The 25,468-nt window shown below is 73.3% G+C and carries 22 protein-coding genes; 11 read left to right on the top strand and 11 right to left on the bottom strand.

Features of this window, described 5'->3' with window-relative positions:
* Positions 1–129: 129 nt before the first annotated feature.
* From ABT084_RS34870 to ABT084_RS34880, 3 genes are all read right to left on the bottom strand, one after another.
* A complete protein-coding gene (locus ABT084_RS34870; protein ID WP_351052930.1) occupies positions 130–2,520 on the bottom strand; it encodes an ATP-binding cassette domain-containing protein in 2,391 nt (796 codons plus the stop codon).
* A 213-nt stretch (positions 2,521–2,733) separates the two neighbouring features.
* Positions 2,734–3,147, bottom strand: coding sequence for a VOC family protein (locus ABT084_RS34875; RefSeq protein ID WP_351052932.1), 414 nt, complete (start codon positions 3,145–3,147; stop codon positions 2,734–2,736).
* Between the two features lie 88 nt (positions 3,148–3,235).
* Positions 3,236–3,601, bottom strand: coding sequence for a hypothetical protein (locus ABT084_RS34880; RefSeq protein ID WP_351052934.1), 366 nt, complete (start codon positions 3,599–3,601; stop codon positions 3,236–3,238).
* Positions 3,602–3,735: 134 nt separating this feature from the next.
* On the opposite strand from ABT084_RS34880, the gene ABT084_RS34885 reads away from it, so the two are divergent.
* Both ABT084_RS34885 and ABT084_RS34890 read left to right on the top strand, forming a co-directional pair.
* A complete protein-coding gene (locus ABT084_RS34885) occupies positions 3,736–6,201 on the top strand; it encodes a helix-turn-helix domain-containing protein (protein WP_351052936.1) in 2,466 nt (821 codons plus the stop codon).
* Positions 6,183–6,347, top strand: coding sequence for a hypothetical protein (locus ABT084_RS34890; RefSeq protein WP_351052938.1), 165 nt, complete (start codon positions 6,183–6,185; stop codon positions 6,345–6,347). The genes ABT084_RS34885 and ABT084_RS34890 overlap by 19 nt, the downstream gene beginning before the upstream one ends.
* Here the strand turns inward: ABT084_RS34890 and ABT084_RS34895 are convergent.
* Positions 6,326–7,717 carry a uracil-xanthine permease family protein gene (locus ABT084_RS34895; RefSeq protein WP_351052941.1) on the bottom strand — a complete coding sequence of 464 codons (1,392 nt, stop codon included), beginning with the start codon at positions 7,715–7,717 and terminating at the stop codon, positions 6,326–6,328. The two genes, ABT084_RS34890 and ABT084_RS34895, sit on opposite strands and share 22 nt — an antisense overlap.
* Positions 7,714–8,835, bottom strand: coding sequence for an arylsulfotransferase family protein (locus ABT084_RS34900; RefSeq protein ID WP_351052944.1), 1,122 nt, complete (start codon positions 8,833–8,835; stop codon positions 7,714–7,716). The genes ABT084_RS34895 and ABT084_RS34900 overlap by 4 nt, the downstream gene beginning before the upstream one ends.
* A 133-nt stretch (positions 8,836–8,968) precedes the next feature.
* Here ABT084_RS34900 and ABT084_RS34905 point away from each other — a divergent pair, with 133 nt between their 5' ends.
* Entirely contained in the window at positions 8,969–9,538 is a 570-nt protein-coding gene (locus ABT084_RS34905; RefSeq protein WP_351052946.1) for a helix-turn-helix domain-containing protein, read from the top strand.
* Between the two features lie 42 nt (positions 9,539–9,580).
* On the opposite strand, the gene ABT084_RS34910 is transcribed toward ABT084_RS34905, so the two are convergent.
* Positions 9,581–11,614, bottom strand: a complete 2,034-nt coding sequence (locus ABT084_RS34910) for a peroxidase (RefSeq protein WP_351052948.1) — start codon at positions 11,612–11,614, stop codon at positions 9,581–9,583.
* A gap of 320 nt (positions 11,615–11,934) precedes the next feature.
* The gene (locus tag ABT084_RS34915; RefSeq protein ID WP_351052951.1) at positions 11,935–13,500 is read right to left on the bottom strand and encodes an oleate hydratase; all 1,566 of its coding nucleotides are present in this window, start codon (positions 13,498–13,500) and stop codon (positions 11,935–11,937) included.
* Between the two features lie 534 nt (positions 13,501–14,034).
* On the opposite strand from ABT084_RS34915, the gene ABT084_RS34920 reads away from it, so the two are divergent.
* On the top strand, positions 14,035–15,894 hold the full coding sequence (locus tag ABT084_RS34920) for a M1 family aminopeptidase (protein ID WP_351052954.1): 1,860 nt from the start codon (positions 14,035–14,037) through the stop codon (positions 15,892–15,894).
* Between the two features lie 22 nt (positions 15,895–15,916).
* Here ABT084_RS34920 and ABT084_RS34925 read toward each other — a convergent pair whose 3' ends face one another.
* Positions 15,917–16,501, bottom strand: a complete 585-nt coding sequence (locus tag ABT084_RS34925; protein ID WP_351052957.1) for an HPP family protein — start codon at positions 16,499–16,501, stop codon at positions 15,917–15,919.
* Positions 16,502–16,732: 231 nt separating this feature from the next.
* On the opposite strand from ABT084_RS34925, the gene ABT084_RS34930 reads away from it, so the two are divergent.
* The 6 genes from ABT084_RS34930 (at position 16,733) to ABT084_RS34955 (ending at position 22,801) form a co-directional block, all read left to right on the top strand.
* A complete protein-coding gene (locus ABT084_RS34930; protein WP_351052959.1) occupies positions 16,733–17,284 on the top strand; it encodes a cupin domain-containing protein in 552 nt (183 codons plus the stop codon).
* 328 nt (positions 17,285–17,612) lie between these two features.
* Complete coding sequence (locus ABT084_RS34935; RefSeq protein WP_351052961.1) at positions 17,613–18,095, top strand: hypothetical protein; 483 nt, start codon at positions 17,613–17,615, stop codon at positions 18,093–18,095.
* Between the two features lie 56 nt (positions 18,096–18,151).
* Positions 18,152–18,730, top strand: coding sequence for a hypothetical protein (locus ABT084_RS34940; RefSeq protein WP_351052964.1), 579 nt, complete (start codon positions 18,152–18,154; stop codon positions 18,728–18,730).
* Between the two features lie 15 nt (positions 18,731–18,745).
* On the top strand, positions 18,746–19,972 hold the full coding sequence (locus tag ABT084_RS34945; RefSeq protein ID WP_351052966.1) for an MAB_1171c family putative transporter: 1,227 nt from the start codon (positions 18,746–18,748) through the stop codon (positions 19,970–19,972).
* Positions 19,972–21,543, top strand: coding sequence for an amidase family protein (locus ABT084_RS34950; RefSeq protein ID WP_351052969.1), 1,572 nt, complete (start codon positions 19,972–19,974; stop codon positions 21,541–21,543). Before ABT084_RS34945 ends, ABT084_RS34950 begins: the two co-directional genes overlap by 1 nt.
* Positions 21,544–21,682: 139 nt before the next feature.
* Positions 21,683–22,801: a hypothetical protein gene (locus ABT084_RS34955; protein WP_351052972.1), complete on the top strand. Its 1,119-nt coding sequence runs from the start codon at positions 21,683–21,685 to the stop codon at positions 22,799–22,801.
* Between the two features lie 22 nt (positions 22,802–22,823).
* Here ABT084_RS34955 and ABT084_RS34960 read toward each other — a convergent pair whose 3' ends face one another.
* From ABT084_RS34960 to ABT084_RS34970, 3 genes are all read right to left on the bottom strand, one after another.
* Positions 22,824–23,609 carry a TIGR04222 domain-containing membrane protein gene (locus tag ABT084_RS34960; protein ID WP_351052975.1) on the bottom strand — a complete coding sequence of 262 codons (786 nt, stop codon included), beginning with the start codon at positions 23,607–23,609 and terminating at the stop codon, positions 22,824–22,826.
* Between the two features lie 47 nt (positions 23,610–23,656).
* Positions 23,657–24,415, bottom strand: coding sequence for an SOS response-associated peptidase (locus ABT084_RS34965; protein WP_351052978.1), 759 nt, complete (start codon positions 24,413–24,415; stop codon positions 23,657–23,659).
* An 81-nt stretch (positions 24,416–24,496) separates the two neighbouring features.
* Positions 24,497–24,826: a MerR family transcriptional regulator gene (locus ABT084_RS34970; RefSeq protein WP_351052981.1), complete on the bottom strand. Its 330-nt coding sequence runs from the start codon at positions 24,824–24,826 to the stop codon at positions 24,497–24,499.
* Positions 24,827–25,008: 182 nt separating this feature from the next.
* On the opposite strand from ABT084_RS34970, the gene ABT084_RS34975 reads away from it, so the two are divergent.
* The gene (locus ABT084_RS34975) at positions 25,009–25,383 is read left to right on the top strand and encodes a hypothetical protein (protein WP_351052983.1); all 375 of its coding nucleotides are present in this window, start codon (positions 25,009–25,011) and stop codon (positions 25,381–25,383) included.
* Positions 25,384–25,468: the final 85 nt, after the last annotated feature.

Genomic DNA, 25,468 nt, shown 5'->3' on the forward strand with positions numbered 1-25,468 from the left:
GGCCAGCGCCCGCGCCCGCCCGCCCCGGGCCTCCGCCTGCGCGGGGTCGGTCCGCAGGGCGCCCTCGAACATCCGCAGCGCCTCCCCGGCGTCCCAGGCCCCGGCCCGGGCCCGGCGCCGAGCGGGCGGTCAGGTGCCGACGTACGCCGCGAGGTGCTCACCGGTGAGGGTGCCGCGGGCCGCGACGAGGTCGGCGGGCGTGCCCTCGAAGACGATCCGGCCGCCGTCGTGGCCTGCGCCCGGGCCGAGGTCGATGATCCAGTCGGCGTGGGCCATGACCGCTTGGTGGTGCTCGACGACGATGACCGACTTGCCGGAGTCCACGAGCCGGTCGAGCAGACCGAGCAGCTGCTCGACATCGGCGAGGTGGAGGCCGGCGGTCGGCTCGTCGAGGACGTAGATCCCGCCCTTCTCGGCCATGTGGGTGGCCAGCTTGAGCCGCTGGCGCTCACCGCCGGACAGGGTGGTGAGCGGCTGGCCGAGGCTGAGGTAACCGAGGCCGACGTCGGCGAGCCGGACGAGGACGGCGTGCGCGGCCGGCGTACGGGCCTCGCCGCTGCCGAAGAACTCCCCGGCCTCGGTCACCGACATCGCGAGCACCTCGCTGATGTCGCGGCCGCCGAGGTGGTGGTCGAGGACCGACGCGTCGAACCGCTTGCCCTCGCACTCCTCGCAGACGCTGGCGACGCCGGCCATCATCGCCAGGTCGGTGTAGACGACCCCGGCGCCGTTGCACGCGGGACAGGCGCCCTCGGAGTTGGCGCTGAACAGCGCCGGTTTCACCCCGTTGGCCTTGGCGAAGGCCTTGCGGATCGGGTCGAGCAGTCCGGTGTACGTCGCCGGGTTGCTGCGGCGCGAGCCGCGGATCGCGCCCTGGTCGACCCGGACCACGCCCGCGCCGGGCGGGATCGAGCCGTGCACGAGCGAACTCTTGCCGGAGCCCGCCACCCCGGTGACGACGGTCAGCACCCCGAGCGGGATGTCGACGTCGACGCCCTGGAGGTTGTGCGTGCGCGCGCCGCGGATCTCCAGCGTCCCGCCGGGCCGCCGGACCGTCTCCTTGAGGGCGCCGCGGTCGTCGAAGTGGCGGCCGGTGACGGTGCCGCTCGCCCGCAGGCCCTCGACGGTCCCTTCGAAGCAGACGGAGCCGCCGCCCGCCCCGGCGCCGGGGCCGAGGTCGACGACGTGGTCGGCGATCGCGATGGTCTCCGGCTTGTGCTCCACGACGAGCACGGTGTTGCCCTTGTCGCGCAGCCGCAGCAGCAGGCCGTTCATCCGCTGGATGTCGTGGGGGTGCAGACCCGTGGTGGGCTCGTCGAAGACGTAGGTGACGTCGGTGAGCGGGGATCCGAGGTGGCGGACCATCTTGACGCGCTGCGCCTCGCCGCCCGACAGCGTGCCCGACGGCCGGTCGAGCGAGAGGTACCCCAGCCCGATCTCCGTGAACGAGTCGAGGGTCTGCCGCAGCGTGGCGAGCAACGGCGCCACCGAGGGTTCGTCGAGGCCCCGGATCCATTCGGCCAGGTCGCTGATCTGCAGGGCGCAGGCGTCGGCGATGCTGATCTTCTTGATCTTCGAGGACCGGGCGGCCTCGCTGAGCCGGGTGCCGTCGCACTCGGGACAGGTGGTGAAGGTGACCGCCCGGTCCACGAACTCCCGGATGTGCGGCTGCATCGCCTCCCGGTCCTTGGAGAGCATCGACTTCTGGATCTTGGGGATCAGTCCCTCGTAGGTGAGGTTCACTCCCTCGACCTTCACCTTCGTGGGCTCCCGGTAGAGGAAGTCCTGCATCTCCTTCTTCGTGAACTTGGCGATGGGCTTGTTCGGGTCCAGGAGGCCGGACTCGGCGTAGACGCGCACGGTCCAGAAGCTGTCCGACTTCCAGCCGGGGATGGTGAACGCGCCCTCGGCGAGGGATTTGGAGTCGTCGTAGAGCTGGGTGAGGTCGATGTCGGAGACCGCGCCCCGGCCCTCGCAGCGCGGGCACATGCCGCCCGTGCGGTGGAAGGTCGCCTTCACCGTCTTCTTGGCGCCGCGCTCGACGGTGATGGCACCGCTGGCCCGGACCGAGGGGACGTTGAAGGCGAACGCGCCGGGCGGCCCGATGGTCGGCTTGCCGAGCCTGCTGAACAGGATGCGCAGCATCGCGTTGGCGTCGGTGGCGGTGCCGACCGTGGAGCGGGGGTCGGCGCCCATCCGCTGCTGGTCGACGATGATCGCGGTCGTCAGGCCCTCCAGCACATCGACGTCGGGGCGCGCCATGGTGGTCATGAAGCCCTGGACGAAGGCGCTGTAGGTCTCGTTGATCAGCCGCTGCGACTCCGCGGCGACCGTGCCGAACACCAGCGAGCTCTTGCCCGAGCCGGACACGCCGGTGAACACCGTCAGGCGGCGCTTGGGGATCGCGACGCTGATGTCCTTGAGGTTGTTCACGCGCGCGCCGTGCACCCGGATCAGGTCGTGGCTGTCGCCGCCGTGCGGCGCGGGCGACTGCGCGTCCGCCGTCGTGGCCTTGCTCATCGTCTCTCCATGTCTGCTGCGTCGGCGCGGTCGCGGCAACGGTCCACTGCCCGGCCGGCCCTTCGTCTGTCCGGCCGGGCTTCTGTCTACCCGATCCGGGATGCCGTGCGGAACGGGCGCGGAGCCCGCCGCCGCCAGGCCGTCTCTTCCGGATCTTGCCCGGCCTGCGTCGCCCGGCGCCGCGCCTCGCGGCGTTGTCGGGGCGCCCGAGTACTACCCGCGCGGCTGGGTGAAGCGCAGCATGTTGCCGGCGGGGTCGCGGAACGCGCAGTCCCGGACGCCGTACGGCTGGTCGATCGGCTCCTGGAGCACCTCGCCCCCGGCGGCGCGGATGCGCTCGAAGACGCCGTCGCAGTCCTCGGTCGCGAAGATGACGCCGCGCAGGAGGCCCTTGGCCAGCAGTTCCGCCATCGCCTGCCGGTCGGCGGCCGAGGCGTGGGGGTTGGCGAGGGGCGGTTCGAGGACGATGTTCACGTCGGGCTGGGACGGCACGCCGACCGTCACCCAGCGCATGTCCTTGGCCCCGACGTCGGCGCGCACCTCCAGACCGAGTACGTCCCGGTAGAAGGCGAGCGCCTTGTCGTGGTCGTCGACGGCGATGAAGCACTGCGAGAGTGTGATGTCCATGTGCTTCACGCTAGGCGTGGGGGGCCCGCCGGTGCTTCTCCATTCCTGACCGATCGGGTCCGGGTCCCGCCAGGGCGCCGGGTCCGGGTCACAGGCCCGCTTCGAGCCGCCTCATCATGATCTCCGCGGCCTCCGGATCCGCTTCGAGGGCGGCGAGCATCTTCCCGCCGGTCCTCTTCAGCCCGGGGCCGAGACCGATGCGGTAGTCGAGGGCCTCGACGTACGTCCCCTGCCGCGTGGGGCGCGTCGCGGCGAAGAACTCGACGACCCCCTTCTGCTCCCCTTCGCTGAGGGTGTTCCACTCGTCCCCGCACGCCTTGGCCAGGGCGACGAGACAGGCGCCGTAGAGCCGGGCGTCGCTGCCGTGCCATTCGTACCGGAGCCAGGCCTCGCGGTCACCGCCGATCCATTTCCGCTGAATCGATCCCTCGTCCTTGCGGTTCCTGCCGAACATGTCGCTCCCCTTCCTGTTGCCCCCGATGCTGCTGTTCGCGCGGGGCGGGGGACAGGGCGTACCACCGGCCATATGTGACCGGTCGTCACGGTAGGCTCGCCGTCGGCCGTGCTCAGGGGCAGAGGGGTGTTCACGTGACGGATCAGCTCGGCGGTGTGCTGCGTCGGCTGCGCGCCCGGGCGGGGATGACCCAGGAGCAGGTGGCGGAGCGGTCCGGCGTGAGCGTGAGCACCATCCGCCGGCTGGAGAACGGCCGGGCCCGCGATCACCGGCTGGGGACGCTGAACCTGTTGGCGGACGCGCTGGAGGCCGGGGCCGAGGACCGCCGCCTGATGGCGGCCTCGCTCAAGGGAGCCCGGACCGCACCGGCCGCCGAACCGCAGCCGGAGCCCCAGCCGCAGCCGGAGCGGCCTGCCGAACCGCCGTCTCCGCCGGCGCCGCACGCATCGCCGCCGCCGGCGCGTGGTGCGCTCGCCGACGCCGCCGAGGAACTGGCCCGGGAGGTACGGCGCCGCTGGCAGCGCGAGGAGGAGAACCGCCGGGTGCACGATCCGTACCCGCTCCCGGTGCGGTGGCAGCGGACGCCCGCCCGGCTGACGGACGGTTCGGAGAACATCGAGCGGGTGCAGCCGGGTGAGTCGCCGGACGGCCTGGACCTGAGCGGGGACCTGCGCAGCGTGGCCGAGGTCTACCGGCGGATACCCTCCGGTCGGCTGGTGGTGCTCGGGCGGGCCGGTTCGGGCAAGTCGATCCTCACCATCAGGTTCGTCCTGGACTTCCTCCGGGCCCCGGCTCCCGCCGACCGGGTGCCGGTCGTCTTCAGCCTCGGCTCCTGGGATCCGACGGCCGTCGCGCTGCGGGACTGGCTGGTCGAGCGGCTGCTCCGGGACCACCCGTACCTGAACCGCAGGGTCCCCAGCGGGTCGACCCTCGCCGCGGCCCTGGTCGACGCCGACCTCGTACTCCCGGTCCTGGACGGCTTCGACGAGATCGCGGAAGGGCTGCGGCCCGAGGCGCTCCTGGCGCTCAACGCCGTATCGCTGCCGCTCGTACTGACGAGCCGGCGCGACGAGTTCGCGGAGGCCGTCGCAGCGGCCGGGTCGCCCCTGGTCTGGGCGGCCGGCATCGAACTCACCGACCTCACCCTCGACGACCTGGCCGCCTACCTGCCCCGGACGGCCCGAGGCGCCGGGACCGGCGCCGGATCCGCACCGGAATCCGCACCCGCACCCGTGTGGGAAGCCGTCCTGGAGGAGCTGCGGGACGGCGGCACCGAGGCGAGCGCGAACCTGGCCGGGGTGCTGACCACCCCGCTCATGGTCATCCTGGCGCGGACGATGTACAGCGAGTCGCCCGGCCGGGACCCGGCGGAGCTGCTGGATTCCGCGCGCTTCCCCACCGGCGGCGCCGTCGAGGACCACCTGCTGGCGGGCTTCGTCCCCACCGTCTACCGGCGCCGCGTCCCCGAGCGGGTCCCCGGGGGCTACCGCCGCCGGGAGCGGAACCGGTCGCCGGAGCACGCCGAGCGCTGGCTCGGCTACCTCGCCCACCACCTCGTCCACCTCGACCGCGACCGGCAGGACCTCGCGTGGTGGCAGATCGGTGACTCCGTACGGCTCGCGGTCCGCGTCCTGTGCGTCGTCGTGGTCACCGCGCTGTGCGTCACCGCCTCCGAGTGGCTGATCGGTCTCCTGGTCTCCCCCATGGCGCTCCCGCTGATCCTCCTGCGGGGAGCCCTGATGGGGCTGGTCGCGGGTCTGGCCTTCGGCTGCGTGTACGGCGGCATGGCCGCCCTCGGGGTCGGCATCTTCGAGCCGTCCCACGTACGGCTACGGCTGCCAGGGGGCCGCCGCGGCACCGGGAGCGCCACCGCCGCGGGCGCCGCCCCCCGTCTCGGCACCGGCCGCGGGCCGGTCCGTACGTCCTCCGCCCGGTTCGCGACGGTTCTGCTCGGCGCCTTCGTGATGGGCGTGGGGTGCGCCTGCGCCCTCACCCTGGAGCGCGCCCTGCTCGACGGGATCCCGCTCACCCATCCCGAGGTGATCGAGGGCACCTTCATCAACATGCTCGCCTTCGGGCTGATCTTCGGCGCGGGCGCCGGGCTGGTCTTCGGGTTCCTGGCCGTGTTCGAAGTCCCCCTGGACATCGCCTCGGCGGCCACCCCGGTCGGTCTGCTCGCCTCGAACCGCGCGACAGTGACCCGGCAGGTCCTGGCCCTCGCGCCCCTGCTCAGCATCGCGATCGCCCTCTGCGGGAGCCTGATCGTCGGCCTGCTCCAGGGGATCGTGGGGCCGCTGAACTGGAGCGTGCTGGACGGGTTCTTCATCGGGGCGGTCGCCGGGCTCGGCGGGGCGCCCGCGTACGCCCTCTCGTTCACCGCGTGGGGACAGTGGATGGTCCTCTCCCGGTTCTGGCTCCCGCTGACCGGACAGCTGCCCTGGGACATGGTCGCCTTCCTCGACGACGCCTATCACCGGGGCGTACTGCGCCAGACCGGCGCGGTCTACCAGTTCCGCCACCTCCGGCTCCAGCATCACCTCGGTCATGCGTTCCGGCAGCGACAGACCAGGAGCTCATCCCGATGGGCGGACCTGCGGTGACGGCGGCGAAGGCGGCCGCCGACGGGCGGCCCGGCGCCGGGGACGAGGTCTTCTCGCCGCCGCGCGACAGCCCCCTCGGCCCGGAGCCGTACCTGGACCGCCACGTCGACACCGGCGGGGAGCGTCAGGGCGTCGTCGAGGGGTGAGGCACTCCCCCGGCGGCGGTCCGCGCCGGCCGGTCGGCCGCCCTGAAGAGGGCGTGGAGCAGGACCGCCGCCAGGGTCCCCGCCACCACCCCGGAGCCGAGGACCGTACGGACCCAGCCCGGGAAGCCGCCGTAGAGGTTCGGGGCGAGGATCGGGAGCAGGCCCACGGCCAGGGCGAGGGACGCGACCATCGACTGACTCCCCTCCCCCAGTTCGGCGCGCGCGAGCATCCGCACGCCCATCAGGGCGATGACGGCGTAAACGACGAGCGCGGATCCCCCCACGACCGCCGGGGGCAGGCCCGCGACCGCCCGGGACAGCGGGGAGAGCAGCCCCAGGACGATGAGCAGAGCTCCGGCCGCGGCGGTGACGTAGCGGCTGCGGACCCCGGTCAGGCGGCTGATGCCGATGTTCTCGGAGCTGGTCACCATCAAGGACGTCCCGAGCACCCCGGCGAACAGCGAGGTCAGCGCGTCGGCCCGGGCGACCTTCGGGACGTCGCGGCCGGTGTCCGCCGCGCGTCCGACGGTCTCGCTGTTGAGGACGGTCTGGCCGGTGATCTCGGCGAGGGTGGTGAGGCTGAAGACGAGCAGCGGCAGGGCCGCCACGAGGTCGAACCGCGGCGCCCCGTAGGGGAAGAGGTGAGGTACGGAGAAGCCGCTGCCCGTGACGGGTGAGTAGGTCCCGAGCCCCGTCGTCACGGCGAGCACGGTTCCGGCCGCCATGCCGATGAGGACCGCGCTCTGGCGCCAGACGCCGCGCAGGAGGAGGTACGCGGCCAGGGTCACCGCCACCGTGAGGCCCGCCAGGACGACGGCGCGCGGCGCCGGGTTCCCGGTTGGTCCGCCGATGAGCTGGGCGGCGACGCGGATCATGGCGATCCCGATCAGCAGCACGGTGACGCCCATGACCAGGGGCGGGAAGAGCCGCACGATCCGGGCGTACAGCGGGACCACCGCCAGGAGCAGCGCGGCGGCCATGAGGACGGATCCGGAGGCGACGGCCGGGCCGTGGTCCTTGGCGATCTGGAGGAAGAGCGCGGTCGCGGCGCCGCCGGGGAGCATGACGAAGGGCAGCCGCGCGCCGAACTTCCAGACGCCGAGGGACTGCAGCAGCGATCCGGCGCCGGAGAGGACGAGGACCGAACTGAGCAGTGCGGCGGTCGCCGCGGCGCTCAGCCGCAGGGCGCCGGCGGTGAGGAAGACGGTGGAGACGGGGGCGGCGGCCATGGCGAGGACGTGCTGGACGGCGAGCGGTGCGAGGCGCCGGACGGGGATCCGCTCGTCGGCGGGATCGGGCGCCGGGTTCGGCGCGGGCGGTCTCGCGGGGGCCGGCGTGAGCCGCTGGGGCTGCGTGGGCTGCGTACTCATGAGCCGTTCTCCAGCCAGGGCAGTTCCTCGGCCGCGTAGCGGTAGGCGCGGAAGACCGCGTTCGGCTCGGCGGGGAAGAGACCGCGGACCTCGGCTTCGTCGTAGCCGCCGAACTGGGGGACGACGTACTCCCAGACCAGCGTCCCCTCGGCGGTGACCTCGAAGAGCCGCCCCGCCGGGGAGTCGGTGACCAGCGTGTTCCCGTTCGGGAGGCGTTGCGCGGAGCCCATGAAGGGGGCGAAGAACGACTCCTTGGCGGGGTCGTGGTACTCCCAGACGATCTTCCCGGAGCCGCGGTCGATCTCGATCACCCGCGAGTACGGGACGTCGTGCCCGGGGCGGAACACCCCGTTGTCGAAGACCAGCAGGTTCCCGTCCGCCAGCTCGGTGGGGTGGTGCTGCTGGGAGACGGTGCCCGGCTCGGTGCGCCACAGGATCTCGCCGGTCGCCCGGCTGATGACCACGACGGCGGAGACGCTGCGGAGGCTGGCGAGGACGTTGCCGTCCGCGAGCGGGACGACGGAGTTGATCAGGGGCCAGTGCTCTCGGGCGTAGTCGGGGTGCAGCGGGTACGCGTCACGGTCCAGGTGATCGGCCGCGCGCCAGGACCACACCTCGGCCCCGTCGGCGTCGACTTGTTTGATCGTGTCCGCCCACACCGTGCCGTTCGCCTCGGAACCGGCCACTCCGCCCTGGACGGCGGCCGCGTCCCGGCCCGTCAGCGGTTCGAGGGCGGTGTAGAGGATGCCGCCGTCGTCGAGGTGGTGGGCGTCGTGGTGCTGGAGCGGGTCACGGTGTTCGCGCAGCACCGTCCCGTCGGGCCCGTAGACGCCGAGCACGCCGCCCCGGTACTTGTGCCACATCGGGAACAGGGCCTCCTGGCCGGGCAGGACCCCGTTGTAGGCGAGGTCGCCGCCGGGGAGGATCCGCGCGTGGCGGCCGGGGCGGTACGGCAGCTTCCAGGTGTGGACGCTCTCGCCGCGCAGGTTCACCAGGTACACCTCGCCGCCGCCGGTGAGCGGGGCGTAGAGGGTGAGTCCCTCGAAGGCGCCTTCGGGATCCAGGGCGATGAGCCCGGTGCCGCGGCGGCGGCGCTGATTCTGGTCGACGGTGGGCACGACAGCCTCTCCTCAAACTTTCTTTGACTCTCTCGAACAAGTTCGACGGTAGAGGCGTCGTGTGTCAGCAGTGTGACGGGCGTACGAAACGTCGCCCGGCCGCGCGTAAGGTGACCCGGGGAGGGCAGCGATCATGAAGGAAACACCAGCGGCGGGCGACGCGGGGAGCCCGGGACTCGGCGGCGCCGTGCGCCGCCGTCGGCGGGCCCTCGATCTGACCCTGGCCGCCGTGGCGGAGCGCAGCGGCCTCTCCGTCCCGTTCCTCAGCCAGATCGAGAACGAGCGCGCCCGGCCCAGCATGCGCTCGCTCCAGCGCATCGCGGACGGCCTGCGGACCACCGCCGTCGAACTGCTCGCCGCCGCCGACGCCGGCGACCGGCGCGTCGACGTGGTCCGGGCCCGGGACGACGCGGGCCTGGCCTCCGACGCGGGGGTACGCCCGCTGGTCCGCGGGCACCATCAGATGCACGCCCTGGAGTTCACCGGCGCCCAGCACGCCGACCGCGCATTCCAGCACCAGGGCGACGAGTTGATGTACGTGGCGGACGGCACCGCCGAGGTGGAGGCGGACGGGCGGACCTACCGCCTCGAGCGGGGCGACACCCTTTACCTGACGGGCGGGGTGCTCCACCGCTGGCGGGCGACGAGCTCCGGCACCCGCGTGCTGCTGGTGTCCGTCTCGGACCGGCCCGCGGGCGGCTGAGCCGCCGGGACCGTCGTGGTGCGGTCCCGGCGGCTCCTGGAATCAGTGCGCCCCGGCCTTCTCGGCGGCCTGCCACAGCGTGGTGTTCCCCTGGAGGATGACCGCGTCGCCCGAGGGGCGGACCAGCAGGCGGGCGCCCGGGTGGCCGGCGGTCTTGGAGGACCAGCTCACTTCCCCGGCCTCGGTCAGGACGCTCAGCTCACCGTCGGCGGAGAACCGCGCCTCGGCGCCCGCTCCGTCGGTTCCCGCGCTCCACACCCCCCGGCCGTCGCCGTCGCGCAGGACGAGGTCGCCGCCCTTCTCCAGACTCAGACGGACCGCGCCCGCGTCCAGGACGTCCCCGGGCCGCAGCACGGTGCCCGGATGGACCTCGATGTTGGTGTCGAGCCTGCCCGCGGCCAGGGCGCGCAGGGTGGGGATCGAGGGGGTGAAGGAGTAGACGGTGCCCTCGGTGCGGACGTACCGGTGGAAGGCGAGGGTGGTGGCGCGGCTGCCGGTCTCCGAGGAGCATTCGAAGGCCGCGGCGGAGCCGGTCCCGATGACCGGGTCGACGCCGGGGACCGGATGGCGGCCCGGCGGGAAGTCGGCGTTGTTGATCCAGCGCTTCGCGATGAACTCGAACTGCTCGACGAGGTCGGCCTGGTGGCTGATGAAGAGCAGCCCGCGCGCCGCCTCTCCGGCCGAGGCCGCCCGGGCGCGGGAGTCGTCACCGGCGCCGCCACCACCGTCACCGCCGCCGGGCAGGTGGGGCGGGCCGAAGGGGATGCCGCGCCGGATGATGCGGCGGGAGTCGAGGGCGGAGGCCGGCAGGGGCGGGCGTCCCGGGGCCGGGGTGAGTCCCGCGCGGGGGTTGCTCTTGCGGATGTGCGAGAACAGGGGCGTGGTCCAGCCCTGCGGGTCGTCGTGGAAGTCGAGGAAGCCGTCGATGTCCTCGCCGGGCAGCGGGACGCGTTCGGCGGCGGGGCAGCTGGCGACCGGCGCGCCGTGGGGCCAGCGGCCGACCATACGGGCGGCGAGCCAGGTCGGGTCCGCGTCGGCGGGCGCCGCGCCGGACCTCTTCAGCTCGGCGAGGCACTCGCCGGCCTGCTGCCACCAGCCGGGGACGTCCTGGGCGAGGCGCCGTACGACGTGGAACGAGCCGCCGGTGGCCCACACGGGCAGTCCGGCCGGGCGGTGGTCGACGCGTTCGTGCCCGACCAGGAACTCGCCGGCCGGGAGCAGCCTGGTCCCGGGCTTGCCCCGGACGGCCGCCGCGTTCGCGGGGTCGGGCGAATCGAAGCCGCGGACGCCGGGCTGGCTGATCGCGTCGAGGAAGCCGAAGTGCTCGTGTCCGCGCAACGCGCCGGGCAGGGTCGCGCCGTCCTGGCGGAAGACGACCTCGGCCCCGGCGCCGTCGAGGGAGCGCCGGTGCCGGGCGACGGCCCCGGCCAGGCTCTTGGGGTCGTCGGCGGCCAGCGTGAGGACGGCGTGTACGTCGTCAACCGCGGCCCCGAAGAGCCAGGCGTCCGGGGCGCTGTCCCCGGTGTCCCCGAGCTGCTCGGCGCGGGCGGCGGCGCCCTCACGGAAGGCCTCGGCGGTGCTGCCCGCGGGGACGGCGGGGAAGGGGTCCTTGCCCGCGAGCACGCGCAGGCCCGGGTGGGTGAGGCTCAGGCCGGTCCACAGGACGGACATCGTGGAGGGGTCGACTCCGTGCCGGAGGTGGCGCGCGGCGCTGAAGTCGCTGTTGAAACGGGTCACCTGATCGGTGGTCGACAGTTCGGGAACGAGCCGCTCGAGCCAGCCGCGGCCCTTCGGGGCCTCGTGGAAGTGGATGAGGAGCAGACAGACGTGGTCCTTGCGGAAGCCCGCGAGGACGTCGCCCTGGGTGGTGGTGTCGACGCGCAGGGGCAGGGCCTGCGCCGCGGCCCGTGAAGCGGCGGGGGCGGCGGGCCCGGGTGCTGGTGCGGGGGCGGTGGTGACGGGGGCCGCCGTCGCCGTGGCGGCACGGGCGCCGACGGCGAGCACGGCCGCGGCTCCGGCCCCGGCCCGTACGACGTGGCGGCGGGTGGGGTGGGGCGGGGAGGGCGGGCTCTGCAAGGTGTCCTCCGGGCAGGGAGTGGGTGCCCGCCGGGCGACGCCGGGCAGGCGGGCTGGGCAGCAGCCGATGATCGACACCCTGGCTGATCGGAGGGGGACGCGCGAGGCAGGCACACCGATGGGGTGACGGAGCGTCGGCTGACGGTCCGCCAGGCGGGCGACGGCGGGGCGTCGCTGCCGGGCGCGTCGGCCGCGGCGAGCGGGGCGGGCGGCACGGGCACGGCGGGTACGCGTCCGGCCCCCGGCGCGAGGGCCGGGGGCCGGACGGGTGGGACAGGTGGGATGAGTGGGACGGGTGTGCAGGGCGGGCGGGGCCCCGCTCAGCGGCGGTGCATCGTGTGCAGCGCCTCCAGCAGCACCTTCGGGTCGTGGCCGCCCTTGTAGACCGGCGGCGGACGCCGGTCCAGGTGGAGCAGCTCCGCGACCGCGGTCCAGGCGGTGCGCACGGAGTACTCGACGGTGAACACCACGTCGTCGGGGACCTCGGCGTACTGCCCGATGAAGGCCAGGTTGGTGGAGCCCTCGGGGACGACCCGCGGCCGGTCGCCGGCCTTGCGGACCAGGAACTGGCTGGTGATGTACGGCATCAGCGCGGGCCGCACGACCGACGATTCGAGGATCTGCTCGCTCTGCGCGAGGCGCAGGTGCCCGAGCACCTCGGTCAGGATCTCCCGGCCCGTGCACTGGGCCATCGTCTTGCCCACGTGGTCGCCCACCTTGTCGGGGAAGAGGGCGTAGCCCCACCAGACGTAGGTGTCGTCGGGCTGCTCGTGGAAGTGCGGCTGGTGGTTGAGGACGATGGTCAGCAGCCAGCCGGAGTCCTTGAAGGTGATCAGGCCTCCCTTGCCGGCCTCGCTGCCGGAGAACTCCTCCATGGCCTTGAAGAACGTGGGGTCCTCGGTGGTCACGGTGAAGGACCCCCAGGTCGAGTCCGCGACGGAGGAGTCGAAGACCGAGGGGTCGCCCAGGTGGGGGCGTTTGGCCGCGAGGGTGTGCCACAGCCGCCATGAGGCGTCCGGCGGCGAGGTGTCCAGGGCGGCGGGGGTGTCGGTGGACCCGAGGGTCGAGTTCGCGGTCATCGACCCGTTGGTGACGAAGACGAGGTCATCGGGCGCGAGGGGGATCCGCTCGGCCGCGCCGTCGCGCGTACAGGCGAGGGCGGTGGCGGTGATCCCGTCCCCGTCGGCCAGCTCCACGTCCGTGACGGTCGTGTTCAGGGTGAAGCGGACGCCCTTGCTCCGCAGCCAGGCCTGGAGCGGGCGCACGATCGAGTCGTACTGGTTGAAGCGGGTGCGGTAGATGCCCGACATGGTGTCGAAGGTCTTGAACAGGTGCACGAACCGGTTGAGGTAGCGCCGGAACTCGATCGCCGAGTGCCACGGCTCGAAGGCGAAGGTCGTGCACCACATGTACCAGAAGTTCGTCGTGAAGAACTCCGGGGCGAAGCAGTCGGAGATGCGCTTGCCGTCGAGGCGCGACTCCGGGGTGGCCACGCAGGCGACCAGGTCGAGCCGGTCGCGCTCGGAGAACCCCATGGACCGGGTGTCGACGGGCCGCCCGGTGGAGTCGACCAGACGGGCCTTGTCGTTCCACGCGAAGTCCTCGTGGAAGGCGAAGGTGTCCTCCGTGACCGAGGTGCCCGGCGCGTCCAGGGAGGGGATGGAGCTCAGCAGGTCGTAGGTGCACTCGAAGTGCAGCTCGAACATCCGCCCGCCGCGCATGGTGTACCCGTGGTCCGGGTCGCCCGCCGCGTCGAGGCTTCCGCCCGTACGGTCCTGGGCCTCCAGGACCGTGATGTCCTCGCCCGCGAAGGCACCCTCCCTGATCAGCAGCGCCGCCGCGGACAGGGACGCGATGCCCGCGCCCACCAGATAGGCCTTGGCCACTACGCGTCTCCGCTCGTCCCGGCCGCCCGGCCCCGGTCGGCCGCGCGGTCACTGTGCCAACCCAACAGCCCCCGCGGCCCCTCGCAACCCGGGTGCGCCATTGGGTGCGGACCGGGTCAGCGGGAGCGCGCCCTGGGCGGGGGCTGGAAGACCGCGTCCCGCACGCGCTCCGACCCCGGCCGCCCTGCCGACCGGCCGCCCTGCCGCCCTGCCGCCCGCACTGCCCGTACCACCGCGTGACGTGGCGGACGTATCGGCAACAGCCTCTGCATCAGCGGGACTTCGACAGGAGACAGGGCGCGGGGAGCAAGAGAGGGGAAGAGGGAACACCTTTACCTGCCGCTGATGGCATGCCCAGGTCAAATCTGCCAGGCTTCCGCCTGCGTCCCCTGACCCAGGGGGACGTGCCAGACATCTCACCCCAGCGATCGCGCGAGCGATGCGCGCAGCCCGCGGCTGCCCACCGGCCCACCCAAGCCCGGCCGGGCCGCCACCGAGCAGGCCGGAATCCCGGCCGTCTCAAAGGAGTTCCGTGTGAGACCGACCCCCCACAAGACCCTCGCCGCGACCGCACTCGCCGTCGCGGCGCTGACCGCCGCCACGCTCTCCGGCACCCCGGCCGCGGCCGCACCCCGGACGGCGCCCGTGGCAGCCGCCTGCACCCCGGCCCAAGTGGTCGCCAACGGCGGCTTCGAGAGCGGCACGTCGCCCTGGACCCAGTCGCAGACCGGCATCATCACCAACCGCACGGGGCAGGGCGCCCACGGCGGCACCAGTTTCGCCTGGCTGAACGGCGTCGGCAGTACGCACACCGACACGCTCTCCCAGAGCGTCACGATCCCGGCGGGATGCAGCACCGCCACTCTCACCTTCTGGCTGCACATCGACACGGCCGAGACCACCTCGTCCACGAAGTACGACAAGCTGACGGCGAAGATCGGCAGCACCACGCTGGCGACGTACTCGAACCTCGACAAGAACACCGGCTACGTACAGAAGTCGCTGGACGTGTCGGCGTTCGCGGGCCAGACCGTGACCCTCGCCTTCACCGGCACCGAGGACTCCAGCCTGCAGACGAGCTTCGTGGTCGACGACGTCGCCCTCGACACCTCCGGCGGCACCACGCCGCCCGGGGACTCCACCCGTACGCCGTCCGCGCCCTCCTACACCGTCAACCTCACCAGCAACACGAGCGGCACCGGCTGGACCGGGCATGAGAGCGCGACCTTCACCAACGCCTCGGCCACCGCGCTCAGCGAGGTGTACCTGAGGCTGTGGGACAACTACCACGGCACCTGCGCCGCCATGCCGATCTCGGTCACCAACGTCACCGGTGGCACGGCGGGCGCCCTCTCGGTCGGCTGCACGGCCCTCCAGATCACCCTGCCGACGCCGCTCACCCAGGGGCAGAGCGCCACGATCGGCTTCGACCTCGGCATCACGGTGCCCAGCGGCGCCGACCGGTTCGGCTACGACGGCGCCTTCAGCATGGTCGGCAACGCCCTGCCGGTGCTCGCGGTCAGGGACGGGGCGGGCTGGCACCTGGACCCGTACACCAACAACGGCGAGTCCTTCTACGCGCTGGCGTCCGACTTCAAGGTGACCCTCGACCACCCGAGCGGCCTGCTCGTACCGGCCACGGGCGGATCCGTCGACACCCCCGGCACCAGCGGCCGGACGATCACCACCGCCACCGCCACCAAGGTCCGCGAGTTCGCGTGGGCGGCCGGACCCTTCAGCAAGATCTCCGGCACCTCGGCGGCCGGGACCCCGGTCAACGTCTACTCCGTCTCGGGCATCAGCTCGGCCGACGCGCAGTCGATGCTGACCACCGCCAAGTCCGCCGTGGACGCCCACTCCGCCCGGTTCGGCGCCTACCCGTACGGCGAGCTGGACGCGGTAATCGACAACAACTACTGGTTCGGCGGAATGGAGTACCCAGGATTCGTCCTCGACCTGGTCAGCACCACCGCGCTGACCCACGAGATCGCCCACCAGTGGTGGTACGGCATCGTCGGTGACGACGAGTACACGAGCCCCTGGCTGGACGAGGCCTTCACCGACTACGCCACCGACCTCGCGCAGAACAAGACCGGCGCGAGCTGCTGGAACAGCGTCTCGTGGTCCGGTACGGCGGAGAAGATCACCAACTCGATGGGCTACTGGGACGCCCACTCGTCGCGGTACTCCACCGTCGTCTACGGCTACGGCAAGTGCGCCCTGCACGACCTGCGGCGCGTCCTCGGCGACGCCGTCATGGCCAAGCTGCTCAAGGACTACGCCGCGTCCCACTGGTACGGCGTCTCGACCACGGCCGAGTTCAAGGCGGCCGCCCAGGCCGTCACGGCCACGGACCTGACCTCGTTCTGGACCCAGCACCGCATCGACGGCTGATCCGCCGTCGCGCGTACCCCGCCTACCACCAGTAGGCGGGGTACTTCGGCGCCTTCGGCCGCACCCGCGAGGCGGCGCACCCCGCGCCCACCAGGAGCACGGTCGCGCCCAGCAGCAGCGGCACGAACCGGGTGGGCTCGGGGTGCTGCAGGACGACGATGACCGACGTGGCGACGGCCGGCGAGTGCGGCGTCCGGGCGGTCATGAGCACGGCGAGCGTGACACCGGCCGCCACGGCGGCCGCCCAGGCGCAGCTGCCCGCCACGGCGAGCACTCCGTACCCCGTGACGGCCCCCAGGAAGTGGCCGACGATCACGCTGCGCGGCTGGGCCAGGGGCAGCGTGGGGACGCTGTGCACGAGGGCGGCGCTGGCGGCCAGGGGCGGTATCAGGACGGGTTCGTGGATCATCGCGCCGATGGCGACCAGGCCGAGGAGTACGGCGGTCAGGGCGCTGGTGGTGTGCAGCGCGGCGAGGGGTCCGGGCCGCGCGGGGGCCTGCGCCCGTACGGTACGGCGGCCCGGCCCGGGGTCGGCCGGAGCAGCCTGCGGATGCGGATGCGGATGCGGGTGCGCGTGGGGCTCGGCGGTGGGGGCGTCGGCACGCATGGGAACGATCTCCGGGAATGACGGCCGGCAGGCCTGACGGGCGGGCGCAGGGGTGGAAACGGTCCGTGCCGCGCGGGCGAGCCATGTGATCCACAGCCGCTGTGACCTGGCACGCTCCCGGTCGGGGCGCACGCCATCCATCGGCGACTCTATCCGGCGGGCGGCCCGGGCGGCCGGGGAGGGTGTATGACTGACCGGACCCAGCTTCCGACACACGGGGGACAGACCCACATGGCGATGCCGACGCCGACGCCGAATCCACCGGGCGGGCCCGCGAGGGTCCTCGCCGATCTGGGATCGGTGGTCGCGGCCGCGGACCCGCAGACGGCCGGGGTGCTGTGGCGGCTGGCCGAAAACCCCCGGGGGCTGGACGCCAACCTCGTCCGGCTCCGGCCGGGCGCGGTCATCGCGGAGCACACCGACACCGTCCTCGACGTGCTGCTGATCGTCCTCGAGGGCGCCGGCGAGCTCGGCTCCCCGGGCGGCCGCGGCACCGCGCTGGGCGCCCGTACGGTGCTCTGGCTCCCCCGGAGCGCGCGCAGGTCCCTCCGCGCGGGTCCGGCGGGGATGCTCTACGTGACCGTGCACACCCGGCGCCCCGGCCTCTCCATCACCCCCGCTCCGGGCGTCGGCGGCCGAGCGGGCACAGCGGGCGTACCGGACACGGACGAGGGCGGCGAGGCGGCCTGCCTGCTGGACCGGGTCTGCCCGGACTGCGGCCGCATCGCCGGTGAACGGAGCGCCCTCTACTGCTCGCGCTGCGGCTCGCGCCTGCCGCACTGAGCCCGGGCCGCGCGCGACTCGTACCCACCGGTCCCCGCACAGGCGGGCTCTGACGGCCGGTCAATTCCCGTCCTTCGCGGAGGGAGATGGAGATATCCACGCTCCCCCGACTAAGCTGGTCGCGAGAGCCCGGATACCGCACCCCCGTCGGTATCCGGGCTCTCGTCGTGCCGTGCCGCCGCGCCGGAGCGCCGGCCGGCACCCCAACCGGGCTTCTTTCGGCCACCTGTTGGCCTGATTCCCCGCACTGCGCCGTCCGAGAAAAAACGGGGCTTCCCTCTCACGGGCCATCAACTATAGTTTAGGCCGGTCGAGAGGAAGCAGCACCGTGGAACCAGCAGACGAGCGTCCGGACACCGGGACGCCGGAAAGGTGCCCCGCACCCGTTCCGGGTCCGGGGGCGCCGTTCAGCGATCGCCTGAACTACCTGTTCGACCGCGTACGCCCGCCCGGCGCCAAGGAGTTCAGCAACGCCCACGTGGCCCGGACGATCTCCTCGTACGGCAAGGAAAGCTGCACCGGCGCGTACGTCGGCATGCTCCGCAAGGGCGAACGGACGCCGACCATCACGCTCGTCCCCCTCTTCGCCCGGTTCTTCGGCGTGGAGGCGGGCTACTTCGTCGAGGACGAGGTCACCCGGAAGGTGACCGACCAGTTCGAGCTGCTGCGCAAGCTCAGCCAGGCGGGCGTGAAGGAGATCGCCCTCCGCTCGATCGGTCTGTCCGCGAAGAGCCTCGGCAAGGTCCTCGAGGCGATCGAGGTGGTGCGGGAGCAGGAGGGGCTGCCCTCGACCGGTGAGAAGAAGCCGTGACACGCACCCGCAGCCGTCCGTCACGCACCCGTCCGCCGACACCGAGAGGAAGCCTCATGTGGCGACGCCGTCGCGACCGCCGCCCCGTCGCCGGAACCTCAGGAACCGCCGGAGCCATCGGAGCCGCCGAAGCCTTAGAGGTGGAGCGGCGCAGCCGGGCGTTCCTCGACGGGTTGCGGCTCCCCGCCGTCGACAGCGTGCTGGATCTGGTGCCGTTCATGGAGGAGCGGCTCGACCGCTCGATCAGGCTCATGCCCTTCACTCCCGACACCTCGGATCCGGACGCCCTCGACGCGTCGGCGCCCTGCGGGCTCTGGCTCGCCACCGAGTCCACGGACTACGTCTTCTACGACACCGGCATCAGCCGGCCGCACGCCGAGATCATCGTCGGCCACGAGTTCGCGCACATGCTCAGACGGCACCGCGGCAAGGCGTCGCTCTCCACGGGAACCCTCGGCGGCCTGATCACCGACATCGACCCGAGCACCGTGCAGCTCGTCCTCGGCCGGACCCGGTACGACAACCCGGAGGAGTTCGAAGCCGAGATGCTCGGCTCGCTCCTGCAGGAACACGTGAGCACGCCGCGCCGCGGCCCGCAGGACACCGACCCCATAGCCCGTACGCTGCTGCGCTGAACCGGATACGAGCCCGTGAAAGACATACTGCACCCTTTGTGCCTGCTGATCGCCGGGACGGGATTCCTCTTCCTCCTGCGCGACCTCGGCAAGAGCCGCCGCGACCCGGCGCTGATCGCCCTGGCGTTCACCTACGGCTTCTCCGCCCTCAGCTACGCCATCTCCCTCACCTGGGTGTGGGTGCGCATCGACAGCACGCTCGGTGTCACCAACATCGCCGTACCGCTGGCCCAGAGCTGTGTGGTCCTGGTCTTCGCGCTGCAGGCCACCGTCCTGGCCCACTGGTCGAAGCCGCTCGCCGCCGCCCGGCGCCGCGGCCGTCTGCTGCTCACCGCGGCCGCCGCCGTCATCCTCTGCATGGGCGTCCTGTTCGTCCTGCTCACGCCCGCGGCCCAGCGGCCCACCGACTTCTCGCTCTACTACGCCCACGACCCCTTCTTCCAGGCCTACCTGACGCTCTACATCGCGACCTACACCGTCGCCGAGGTCTATCTCACCCGGTCCTGCTGGAAGTACGCCCGTACCGCGGGCAGCCCGTCGATCGCCCGCGGACTGCGCCTGATCAGCGTCGGCGCCGTCATCACGCTGGGGTACAGCGCGATCCGGATCAGCGCGGTCTTCGGGGCGGTCTTCGGCTTCAGCGTGAAGTCGCTCGACCCGTACGCCTGGCTGTGCGGTGACATCGGGGCCGCCCTCACCCAGGTCGGCTACTTCCTGCCCACCCTGGCCCAGCGGACCGCCTCGGTGCGCGACTGGTGCACGGCGCACCTGCGGTACTGGCGGCTGCGCCACCTGTGGTCGGCGATGGACCGGGCCGACCCGGGCATCGCGCTGCGCCGCCCGGTCCGCCAGCGCGACGAGGTCCTGCGGGGCCGCCGCGCCGACTTCCCCCTGCTGCGGCGGCGCGTGGAGATCCGCGGCGGCCAGACGCTGCTGCGCCGCTACCTGGATCCGGCCGTCCGGGCCCGCTCCGAGGCCGGGCGCGCGGCGGAGGGCCTGACCGGTGCGCGGCTCGCCGCTGCCGTCACCGCCGACCAGATACGCGAGGCCCTCGCGCGGCACCACGCGGGGGAGCCGGTCGACGCCCCGGCCGACTACGCGGACGCGGAGCTTCCGCTGGCCACCCCCGAGGACGAACTGCTGCACCTCCAGCGGGTCGCCGCGTACTTCACGCCTCCGCCCGCGCCGGAAGCCTCCCTACCCCGCGACCCCCACAGCGCCCCGTCAGGAGCCCGCACGTGATGTTCCGCCGCACCCTGCTCATCGCTTCGACGGTCGTCGCCGCGACGGCCGCCATGACGTCGTCCGCGGACGCCCGGCCGCGCGCCGGGGCGAAGACCCCCCACCCGACCCCGCTGCACCTGGCTCCCGCCCACGAACAGCTCGCCGCGCTGCGCCGGGGCGCCGTCACCAGCCGCGCCCTCCTCCAGCAGTACCTGGACCACCACGACAAGGTGAACCCGGGGCTCACGGCGGTGGTCACCCTCGACGTCGACGGCGCGCGCGCCGCCGCCGACCGGGCCGACCGGCACCTCGCGCGGACCGGGCGCACCCTCGGGGCCCTGCACGGCCTGCCCATGACCGTGAAGGACGCGCTGGAGACCGCGGGCCTGCGCACGACGTGCGGATCGCCCGACCTCGCCGACCACGTGCCCGCCCGGGACGCCGACGCGGTGGCCCTCCTGCGCGCCGCCGGGGCCGTCCTGTTCGGCAAGACCAACGTGCCGGTCCTGTGCCAGGACATCCAGACCGGCAATCCCCTCTTCGGGACGACGAAGAATCCGTTCGCCGAGGACCGTACGGCGGGCGGCTCGTCCGGCGGCCCGGCCGCGGCCGTCGCCACCGGGCTGAGCGCCCTCGAAGTCGGATCCGACCTGGCGGGCTCGCTCCGGCTGCCCGCCGCCTACTGCGGTGTCTACGCGCTGCGCACCTCCCGCGGCGCGAGCCCGGTCGTGCCGACCCGCGGCCACATCCCGCGCCCGCCGGACTGGGCCACCAGCAGCGACATGCTGACCCTGGGCCCGGTCGCCCGTACGGCCGAGGACCTGGACCTCCTGCTGGACGTGCTCGCCGCACCGGCCCCGGCCGACGGCGCCGCCTGGAGGATCGACCTGCCGGCTCCGGCGAAGGCCCGCCTCGGCCAGTACCGCGTCGGCGTCTGGGCCGACGACGCCTATTGCCGTGTGGACGCCGCCACCCGCGCGCTCCTCGGCCGGGTGACCGGCCTGGTCCGCAAGGCCGGCGCCGAGGTCGACGAGTCGGCCCGGCCCGTGGACTTCGCCACCAGCGACCGGCTGTTCCAGCGGCTGCTGTACGCGACCTCGGCCGCGAGCGCGACGGACGCGGCGTTCGCCGCCGAGGTGGAGGCGGCGGCCACGATCCCGGCCGGTGATCCCGGCGGTCTGTACTTGCACGCGCGGACCATGCGGCACCGGGACTGGGCGCTCGCCGACGAGGCCCGCCAGCAGCTGCGCCGGGCGTGGGCCGACTACTTCACCCGGCACGACGTCCTGATCACTCCGGCCGCCCCGACGGCCGCCGTCCCGGACCAGACCTCCGTGCCCGTTCCCCAGCGGTTCATCACGGTGGACGGCGCGCGGCGGCCGTACTTCGACCAGACGAGCTGGATCAACCTCGCCGGACCGGTCGGCCTGCCCTCGGTCGTCCTGCCCGCCGGAACGACCGACGAGGGTCTGCCCCTCTCGGTCCAGGTCATCGGCCCCTACCTGGCGGACCGGACCGTGATCGCGGTGGCGAAGCTGCTCGCGCGGGTCCTGCCCGCACCCCCCACGGCCCCGGCGCTCCGCGCCTGACGGGCCCCCAGAACCGGGGCCGTCTCGCCTGACACGGGGGTGCAGACGGGACGGCCCCGCACCACGAAGAGGGTTCCGGAAGACCCGGGGCCCTCTTCGACCGTACGTGTCACGAACTGGGGGAATCATGAGGAGAACCATGTCCGCGGCCGGAGCCGCGGTCGCACTGGCGGGGCTGATGGCGGTGGCGGGACCGGCCGGCGCGGCCGAGCCGGGGGCGCGGGACGCCGCGGTGGGCGCCGCGTGCAGACCGGCCGTCAAGAAGCTGGCGGTCCTCGGGACCGGCAAGGCCACCCAGCCGTACGCGCTGGGCACCTCGGACCGGACGGTGGGCGCGTCGGACGACGTCCCCGCGTTCTGGGAGGGCACCCGTGTCTTCCGGGTGCCGCTGCCGGCCGGCTGGGCGAAGGGCAGCGTACGCGGGATCAACGCCAAGGGCCTCATGGTCGGAGTGCTGGACCGGGCGAACGACCAGGAGCACGTCCTGTTCGGCTACCGCAAGGGGGACCGGCAGGTGACCCTGCTGACCGCGCCCGCGCGGGGCCCGTACGCCGGGATCAGCGTCAACGACGCGGGGCGGATCGCCGGGTTCGACGGTCTGACGCCCAGGGAGTGGCAGGACGGCGCCCTGGTCCGCGAACTGCCGGTACCGCCGGGAGTGGACCCGTCGACCACGGTCCAGCAGGTCACCGGGATCAACAAGCGCGGTGACGTGCTCGGGCTCGCGAACGCGTACTACACCGACAGCTCGGGCCAGGAGATCTGGGAGAACTATCCGGTCGTCTGGCCCGCGGGCGGCGGACCGGCGTACGCGCTCCGGACCAGCGGACCGGCGTACATCAGCCGCTCCACCACGCTCGCGGGCATCGACGACCGCGGCCTGGTCGCGGCCACCGATGTCGACGCCTTCCACGGCGGGGCCCACGAGAAGGGATTCGTGTGGCAGGCGCCCTACGGCGCGGCGCCGACCGCGCTGCCGAAGCTCCCGGTGCGCGACGAACTGGAGGTGAAGGGAATCAGCCCGGCCACCGACCGGCTGGTGGGAACGGCCCGGACGTTCCTCGAGGGCAGCGAGCCGCACCCTTCCGTCCCGACCTACCAGACGGGTGCGGGACTGGTGAAGGCGCTTCCTGTCCCCCGCCGGGACATCGACGAGGGCCGGGCCTTCGCCGTGTCGGACGACGACCGGGTGGCCGGAACCATCTCCGGGAGCCCGGTGGTGTGGACCTGCGCGGGCAAGCAGGCCTACACACCGTGATGTCGACGTCCTGAAGCGGCACCTACCCGCCGCAGGACGCGAACGCCTCGCCGGAACCGCCGCCGCCGCGGTCCATGGGCTCCCTCGGGGGCCGGGTCAGCAGGCCGCTCTCCCCGGTGAACCGGGGCAGCTGCGCGCGCAGCGCCGGCGGCCCGAACAGCGCCACGCTCAGCAGGAGTTCCTCCGGCTCGCGCGCGGACGCCTGCCGGACCCGGGCGTGCTCGCGGCGCAGCCGGGCGAGCAGCGCGGTCCCGCGGCGGGTGCGGCGGGGCAGCGCCCCGAGGACCACGGCGACGGCGTCCGCGAGGAGCGCGAGGAACAGCCACGGCGCGGCCGTCCGGTCGGCGAGGGCCCCGGCGGGCGCCGCGCAGAAGACCGGCAGCAGGACCACGCGGACCGCGGCCATCCGCCGCCCCGACCGCATCAGCCCGGCCCGCTCCAGCTCCCGGGCCTCCCCCGCGGCGGCCCGCCGCACCCGCTCGATGTTCCGCAGGCGGCGCGGGTGCAACCGGCCGAAGAGCACGGCGTACTGCGCCCGCGCCAGGCCGGAGCTTCCCCGGGGCGGCGGTTTGCTGTCGTCGCGCCGGACCATCCGGCCCCGGACCGCTTCCACCGAGCCCGCCAGATACAGCTCCACCAGCGCCGTCTGCGCGGCGCCCCGGGCTCCCCCGCGCAGCAGGCCGATGCCCACGGGCGACGGCCGTTCGCGGCCCGGTTCGCGCACCGGCGGCGACCCCGGCCGGACCCTGATCAGGACGGCGGCGGCCACGAGCGACCAGGCGGCTGCCACGGACACTTCGGCGATCATCAGGCGTGGACCAACTCCCCTGCCGCTCGGCCGACGTGACGCCGAGACTACCCGGCAGGCGGAAGCGGCACCCCGGCGACCGGGTCGAGCAGCCGGGGGCCGTTGTTGCGGACGCTGTTGACCTCCGTGGACACCGCCCGCACCGCCAGGCGGCCGTCGGCCGGGGTGTGGAGCAGCGAGCGCAGCTCGTGGGTGTCGTGGTGGGCCGGATCGAGCCAGGTCCCGTAGTCGTCAGGGTGGAGGGCGAGCGGCATGCGCGGGTGCACGCGGCCCGCGGCGTCGGTGGCCTCGGTGGTGATGATCGTGCAGGTGGTGAGCCATGCGGCGGGATCGTCGGCGTCCGCGACGGCCGGGTCGCGCCAGAACTCGTAGAGCCCCGCCATCGCCATCGGGGCGCCGTCCTCGGGCGCGATGAAGTACGGCTGCTTGTACGCCTTCGCCCGGCCGGTGGCGGGGACGGGCTGCCACTCGTAGAAGCCGTCGGCGGGCAGCAGACAGCGGCGTTTGGTGAACGCCTTGCGGTACGCCGGCTTCTCGTGGACGGTCTCGACCCGCGCGTTGATCATCCGGGAGCCGACGCCCGGGTCCTTGGCCCACGAGGGGACCAGGCCCCAGCGCAGCGCCCGCAGCCGCCGCTCCACCGCGCCGCTCTCGCGGTCGGCGTGCGCGAGGACGGCCCACACGGGGTCGGTGGGCGCCACGTTCCAGCTCGCGGCGGGCGCCGCACCGGAACCGGCGTCCCAGTGGGCGTCGAAGATCCCGGCGAGGTCGGCCGGGGCACGGGTCGAGGCATAGCGGCCACACATGGCGTCCACTCTGCCACCCCGGTGCCTCCGGCCGCCTGCGCGCGGGGCCGGCCACCGGCCCGGCGGGCGCGCCGGGCCGCGTCAGGCGTCGTTCTGCCCACCTGCCGCCCGCCGGTATTCGGCGTTGATGCGCTGCGCCTCTTCCAGCTGGTCCTCGAGGATCACGATGCGGCAGGCGGCGTCGACGGCCATGCCTCCGTCCACGAGTTCCCGGGCGCGGGCGGCGATGCGCAGCTGGTAGCGCGAGTAGCGGCGGTGACCGCCCTCGGAGCGCAGCGGCGTGATGAGACGGGCCTCGCCGATCGCGCGGAGGAAGTTCGGCGTGGTGCCGAGCATCTCTGCGGCCCTGCCCATGGTGTAGGCGGGGTAGTCGTCGTCGTCGAGACGTCCGAGTGAGTTCTCTGCTGTCACTTTCACCTCGTGTAGGTAACGCGGATGACGCGTCGAGGGCCCCTCGCGCCGTACGGCACCGGGGCCCCGAGGGAAATTCAACACCATCTTCCGGACTGCGCCGCAGTCGGCTCTCGGTATCCGGGCGCTCGGCGTCCGGAACGGAGCGGGCCCGGCCCGGGCCCTGGCTAGAATCTGGGTTCATGTCGAACCCTGACGAACTGCTCGTTGCCATCGCCGCCAAGGTCGAGTCGGAGCAAAGCAATCAGATGTCACTGACCGTGGTCGCCGGTGGCGCCGTCATCACGGGGCGGCTCGCTCCCGAGGCCGTGTGGCGCCAGCGCGTCGTCGAAGTCCTCACGGACTCGGCCCGCCTCGGCCCCTTCGCGGGCCTCTTCGGCTCCCCCGGCGCGGACCGCGCCGGGGATCCCGGGGACACACCGACCCACCTGCACTTCCACGTCGCGAGGATCCTCCAGGGCAGCACCGGGATCCCCGAGACGGGCGGGATGTACCGCGTCGCCCTCGCCGATGTGAGCGCCTGGACCGTGGGCGACTTCAACTACTCCGACCACTGAGACCCGCGCGGTCCCGACCCGGAACCGGACCCGCACAGCACGAAGGGGGCCCCCGGGGGGGGGGGGGGCCCGGGGCCCCCCCCGC

Source organism: Streptomyces sp. NPDC002138 (assembly GCF_040296485.1).
Lineage (GTDB): Bacteria > Actinomycetota > Actinomycetes > Streptomycetales > Streptomycetaceae > Streptomyces.